Source organism: Kitasatospora sp. NPDC007106 (assembly GCF_040634455.1).
In the GTDB taxonomy this organism is placed as follows: domain Bacteria; phylum Actinomycetota; class Actinomycetes; order Streptomycetales; family Streptomycetaceae; genus Kitasatospora; species Kitasatospora arboriphila.
In genome coordinates this window covers 1-5,965 of the sequence record NZ_JBEYFP010000367.1, presented here as the reverse complement: position 1 = coordinate 5,965, position 5,965 = coordinate 1, and the positions used below count along the sequence as shown (strand labels likewise).

4 protein-coding genes are annotated in these 5,965 nt (G+C 73.6%); all 4 read left to right on the top strand.

The annotated features are described in order from the left end of the window. Positions 1-184: 184 nt before the first annotated feature. The 4 genes from hutU to hutI all read left to right on the top strand — a co-directional run bounded on the left by hutU (position 185) and on the right by hutI (position 5,759). Complete coding sequence (gene hutU, locus ABZ641_RS23550; RefSeq protein WP_344622189.1) at positions 185-1,840, top strand: urocanate hydratase; 1,656 nt, start codon at positions 185-187, stop codon at positions 1,838-1,840. Positions 1,841-1,857: 17 nt separating this feature from the next. Continuing rightward, positions 1,858-3,060: an allantoate amidohydrolase gene (locus ABZ641_RS23545; protein WP_359984619.1), complete on the top strand. Its 1,203-nt coding sequence runs from the start codon at positions 1,858-1,860 to the stop codon at positions 3,058-3,060. Further along, a complete protein-coding gene (locus tag ABZ641_RS23540) occupies positions 3,048-4,400 on the top strand; it encodes a formimidoylglutamate deiminase (RefSeq protein ID WP_344622088.1) in 1,353 nt (450 codons plus the stop codon). The genes ABZ641_RS23545 and ABZ641_RS23540 overlap by 13 nt, the downstream gene beginning before the upstream one ends. Positions 4,401-4,544: 144 nt before the next feature. Next, positions 4,545-5,759 (top strand): imidazolonepropionase, encoded by a 1,215-nt coding sequence (hutI, locus tag ABZ641_RS23535; protein ID WP_359984616.1) that lies wholly within the window; start codon positions 4,545-4,547, stop codon positions 5,757-5,759. Positions 5,760-5,965: the final 206 nt, after the last annotated feature.

Genomic DNA, 5,965 nt, shown 5'->3' with positions numbered 1-5,965 from the left:
GGCGGGACCGGACGGTCCCGCCGCCCGCCGTCGTGTTCCGGGGGGCGCGCCGCCGCGCGGGGCGGCACGGATCCTGGTCCGATTGGTGCTGAGGTCTGGCTTCCGAGTGAATGACTGGATATATTCAGTCTCGGTAAGCCTGAATGAATTCATCCGCAAGGAGGCCGGAGGCATGGTGGACCAGGTGAGCGGCCCGCGCGAGGTGCGCGCGGCACGGGGGACGCAGCTGACCGCACAGGGCTGGCAGCAGGAAGCCGCCCTGCGGATGCTCATGAACAACCTCGACCCGGAGGTCGCCGAGCACCCGTCGAAGCTCGTCGTCTACGGCGGCACCGGCAAGGCGGCCCGCGACTGGCGCTCGTACGACGCCATGGTCCGCACCCTGCAGAACCTCAAGCAGGACGAGACCATGCTGGTGCAGTCCGGCCGGCCGGTCGGCGTCATGCAGACCCACGAGTGGGCGCCGCGCGTCCTGATCGCCAACTCCAACCTGGTCGGCGACTGGGCGAACTGGGAGGAGTTCCGGCGCCTGGAGTCGCTCGGCCTCACCATGTACGGCCAGATGACCGCCGGCTCCTGGATCTACATCGGCACCCAGGGCATCCTCCAGGGCACCTACGAGACCTTCGCGGCCGTCGCCGACAAGAAGTTCAACGGCACCCTCGAAGGCACCATCACCCTCACCGCCGGCCTCGGCGGCATGGGCGGCGCCCAGCCGCTCGCCGTCACCATGAACGGCGGCGTCGCGATCTGCATCGACTGCGACCCCTCCCGGATCGCCCGTCGGATCGAGCACCGCTACCTGGACGTGGAGGCATCGAGCCTCGCCCACGCCCTCGAACTCGCCACCGCCGCCCGGGACAAGAAGCAGCCGCTCTCCATCGGCCTGCTCGGCAACGCCGCCGAGCTCGTCCCGCAGCTGCTCGCGATGGACGCCCCGATCGACATCGTCACCGACCAGACCAGCGCCCACGACCCGCTGAGCTACCTGCCGATCGGCGTCGCCTTCGACGACATGGCCACCTACGCCGCCGAGAAGCCCGCCGAGTTCACCGAGCGCTCGCGCGAGTCGATGGCCAAGCACGTCGAGGCCATGGTCGGCTTCCAGGACCGCGGCGCCGAGGTCTTCGACTACGGCAACTCGATCCGCGGCGAGGCCCAGCTCGCCGGCTACGACCGGGCGTTCGCCTTCCCCGGCTTCGTCCCGGCGTACATCCGCCCGCTGTTCTGCGAGGGCAAGGGCCCGTTCCGCTGGGCCGCGCTCTCCGGCGACCCGCAGGACATCGCCAAGACCGACAAGGCCGTCCTCGACCTCTTCCCGGAGAACGAGTCGCTGCACCGCTGGATCAAGATGGCCCAGGAGAAGGTCCACTTCCAGGGCCTCCCGGCGCGCATCTGCTGGCTCGGCTACGGCGAGCGCGACAAGGCTGGCGAGCGCTTCAACGACATGGTCGCCTCCGGCGAGCTGTCCGCGCCGATCGTCATCGGCCGCGACCACCTCGACTGCGGCTCCGTCGCCTCCCCCTACCGCGAGACCGAGTCCATGCTCGACGGCTCCGACGCCATCGCCGACTGGCCGCTGCTCAACGCCATGGTCAACGTCGCCTCCGGCGCCTCCTGGGTCTCCATCCACCACGGCGGCGGCGTCGGCATCGGCCGCTCGATCCACGCCGGCCAGGTCACCGTCGCCGACGGCACCGCCCTCGCCGGCGAGAAGATCCGCCGGGTGCTCACCAACGACCCGGGCATGGGCGTCATCCGGCACGTCGACGCCGGCTACGACCGCGCCGTCGAGGTCGCCGGCGAGCGGGGCGTGCGCGTCCCCATGGGCGAGCTGTGACCGACACCTTCCAGCGGATGTGGGCGGAGCTGCTCCCCGTGGGCCGCTCCGCCTCGTCCGGCGGCTACCGCCGCTTCGCCTGGAACTCCGCCGACGCCGAATGCCGGGCCTGGTTCGAGCAGCAGGCCCGCGACCGCGGCCTGCACCACGAACTCGACCACAACGGCAACCAGTGGGCCTGGCTGGGCGATCCGCACGGCGAGGGCGCCGTGGTCACCGGCTCGCACCTGGACTCCGTACCGGACGGCGGCGCCTTCGACGGCCCGCTCGGCGTGGTCTCCGCCTTCGCCGCCCTGGACGAACTCCGCTCCCGCGGCGCCCGGTTCACCAAGCCGCTGGCGATCGTCAACTTCGGGGACGAGGAGGGTGCCCGGTTCGGCGTCGCCTGCATCGGCTCCCGGCTCACCGCCGGCGTCCTCTCCAAGGAGCAGGCGCACGGCCTGCGCGACGCCGACGGCATCCGGCTGCCCGACGCCATGGAGAAGGCCGGGTACGACCCCGACGCCATCGGCGCCGACCGCGAACGGCTCGCCCGCATCGGCGCGTTCGTCGAACTCCACGTCGAGCAGGGCCGCTACCTCGCCGAGGGGCAGAGCGTCGGCGTCGCCAGCGCGATCTGGCCGCACGGCCGCTGGCGGTTCGACTTCCACGGCGAGGCCAACCACGCCGGCACCACCCGCATCGAGGACCGCCGCGACCCGATGCTCACCTACGCCAACACCGTGCTCGCCGCCCGGAAGAAGGCGAAGCTGGCCGGCGCCCTCGCCACCTTCGGCAAGGTCGCCGTCGAGCCCAACGGCACCAACGCCATCGCCTCCCTCGTCCGCGGCTGGCTCGACTCCCGCGCCGCCGACGAGGCCACCCTCGACGAGGTCGTGGAGGAGATCCGGCGGGCCGCGTACGAGCGCGGCGAGCGCGACGGCGTCCGGGTCGAGCTGACCCGCGAGTCGTACACGCCCGTCGTCGACTTCGACGGCCCGCTGCGCGACCGGCTCGCCCGCGTCATCGGCCGCGCCGACGGACGCCCCGTCCCGGTGCTGCCCACCGGCGCGGGACACGACGCCGGAATCCTGGCATCGGCCATTCCGACCGCCATGCTGTTCGTACGTAACCCGAGCGGAGTCTCGCACTCCCCGGCGGAGCACGCCGAGGAGGACGACTGCCTCGCGGGTGTGGCCGCGCTCGCCGACGTACTGGAGGACCTCGCATGTCAGGGCTGACGTACTGGGCGGAGCACGCCTGGCTGCCGCACGTCAGCGGCACCGTCGTCGAGAAGGACGTGCTGATCACCGTCGGGCCCGGCGGGCGGATCGGCCACGTCACCCCCGACAGCGGGCCCTGCCCGCCCGGTGCCGTCCGGCTCGGCGGCCTGCTGCTCCCCGGTCAGGCCAACGCGCACTCGCACGCCTTCCACCGGGCGCTGCGCGGCAACGTCCAGGTCGGCTCCGGCACCTTCTGGACCTGGCGGGACACCATGTACCGCTTCGCCGGCGCCCTCGACCCCGACAGCTACCTCGACCTCGCCACCGCCGTCTACGCCGAGATGGCCCTCGCCGGCATCACCGCCGTCGGCGAGTTCCACTACCTGCACCACGCCCCCGGCGGCAGCCGCTACGAGGACCCCAACGCGATGGGCCTCGCCCTCGTCGAGGCGGCGAACCGGGCCGGCATCCGGATCACCCTGCTCGACACCTGCTACCTCTCCTCCGGCTTCGGCGAAGAGGTCACCAAGCCGCAGCTGCGCTTCAGTGACGGCGACGCCGACGCCTGGGCCGCCCGCGCGGACGCCCTCAAGCCCACCGAGCACGCGAGGATCGGCGCCGCCGTCCACTCCGTCCGCGCGGTGCCCGCCGACCAGCTGGCCACCGTCGCCCACTGGGCCGCCATGCGGAAGGCCCCGCTGCACGTCCACCTCTCCGAGCAGACCGCGGAGAACGACGCCTGCCTCACCGCCCACGGCGTCACCCCCACCCGGCTGCTCGCCGACCACGGCGTGCTCGGCCCCCGGACCTCCGCGGTGCACGCCACCCACCTCACCGACGAGGACATCCGGCTGCTCGGCGACTCCGGCACCACCATCTGCATGTGCCCCACCACCGAACGGGACCTCGCGGACGGCATCGGCCCGGCCCGCCGCCTGGCGAACTCCGGCTGCCCGGTCAGCCTCGGCAGCGACAGCCACGCGATCATCGACCCCTTCGAGGAGGCGCGGGCCCTGGAGCTGAACGAACGGCTCCGCACCCGCACCCGCGGACACTGGACGGCACACGCCCTGCTCCGCGCCGGCACCGAGGACGGCCACGCCTCCCTCGGCTGGCCCGAGGCCGGCCGGATCGAGGCCGGCGCACTCGCCGACTTCACCGCCGTCGCCCTGGACAGCGTCCGCACCGCGGGGCCCGGGCCGCAGCTCGGGGCGGAGACCGCGGTGTTCGCGGCCACCGCGGCGGACGTCCGCCACGTGGTCGTCGGCGGCCGCCACATCGTCAAGGACGGCGTCCACCAGCTCGTCCAGGACGTCCCCACCGCCCTCCGCAACGCCATCACCTCCCTCGGGACGTAGGCACTCGGCCCGAGGGGCAGCGACCCCGGGGGCGCGGGAACTGCGCAGTCCGGGAGCGGGCATCGAGACGGAACAGGGTGACCTCGGTTCGTCCGTGAGCCGCATCCGGACCGCGCGGTTCTCCCCCGGCCCGGCGGCCGGGAGGTGCCCCCACGCGCCCCCATCGGCGTTCCCCACCGTGAAAGGACAACGTTGAGCACCCTCATCACCGGCATCGGCAGTCTGGTCACCAACGACCCCGGGCTCGGCGCGGGCCCGCTGGGGCTGGTCGAGGACGCGGCCGTCGTGGTGGACGGCGACCGCATCGCCTGGGTCGGACCGGCGGCCGCCGCCCCCGCCGCGGACGACCGCTTCGACGCGGCCGGCCGCGCCCTGCTCCCCGGCTTCGTTGACTCGCACTCCCACCTGGTCTTCGCCGGCGACCGCACCGCCGAGTTCAACGCCCGGATGTCCGGCCAGTCCTACTCGGCCGGCGGCATCCGGACGACCGTGGCCGCCACCCGGGCCGCCTCCGACGCGGAGCTGGACGCCAACCTCGCCCGCTTCCTGCGCGAGGCGCTGCGCCAGGGCACCACCACGGTGGAGTGCAAGTCCGGTTACGGCCTGACCGTCGAGGACGAGGCGCGGGCGCTGCGGATCGCCGCCCGGCACACCCCGGAGACCACCTACCTCGGCGCGCACGTGGTGGCGCCCGAGTTCGCGGACGACCCGGCCGGCTACGTGGAGCTGGTGACCGGCGAGATGCTGGACGCCTGCGCCCCGCACGCCAAGTGGGTGGACGTCTTCTGCGAGCGCGGCGCCTTCGACGGCGACCAGGCACGCGCCGTCCTCACCGCGGGCGCGGCCCGCGGCCTGGTGCCGCGGGTGCACGCCAACCAGCTGTCGTACGGCCCGGGCGTGCAGCTCGCCGTGGAGCTGGGGGCGGCGTCCGCCGACCACTGCACCCACCTGACCGACGAGGACGTGGCGGCCCTGGCCGGCTCCCGGACCGTGGCGACGCTGCTGCCCGGTGCCGAGTTCTCCACCCGCGCCGAGTACCCGAACGCCCGCAGGCTGCTGGACGCGGGCGCCGCGGTGGCGCTCTCCACCGACTGCAACCCGGGGTCGAGCTTCACCAGCTCGATGGCCTTCTGCATCGCGGTCGCGGTGCGCGAAATGGGGATGACCCCGGACGAGGCGGTGTTCGCGGCCACCGCCACCGGCGCCCGGGCGCTGCGCCGGACGGACGTCGGCACTGTCACCGTGGGCGCCCGCGCGGACCTGCTGCTGCTGGACGCCCCCTCGCACGTGCACCTGGCCTACCGCCCGGGTGTGCCGCTGACGGCGGCGGTGTGGCGCAACGGCGTGCGCGAGGTCTGAGGCCCGCGGGGTCACCGGTACCCCGGGGGGACGGAAAGGGAGGGCGCGATCCGCGCCCTCCCTCGTTCCGTGCAGGGTTGTGCCCTGGGCGGGTCCATTTTTTCCGGTTCGCCCCGCCCGGGACAACCGCCGACCGGGGGGATTCCGCACCCGGTGCACCCCGCCGGTCGGCGGGTACGGCAGCGGCCCGGCACGGACCATCCGTG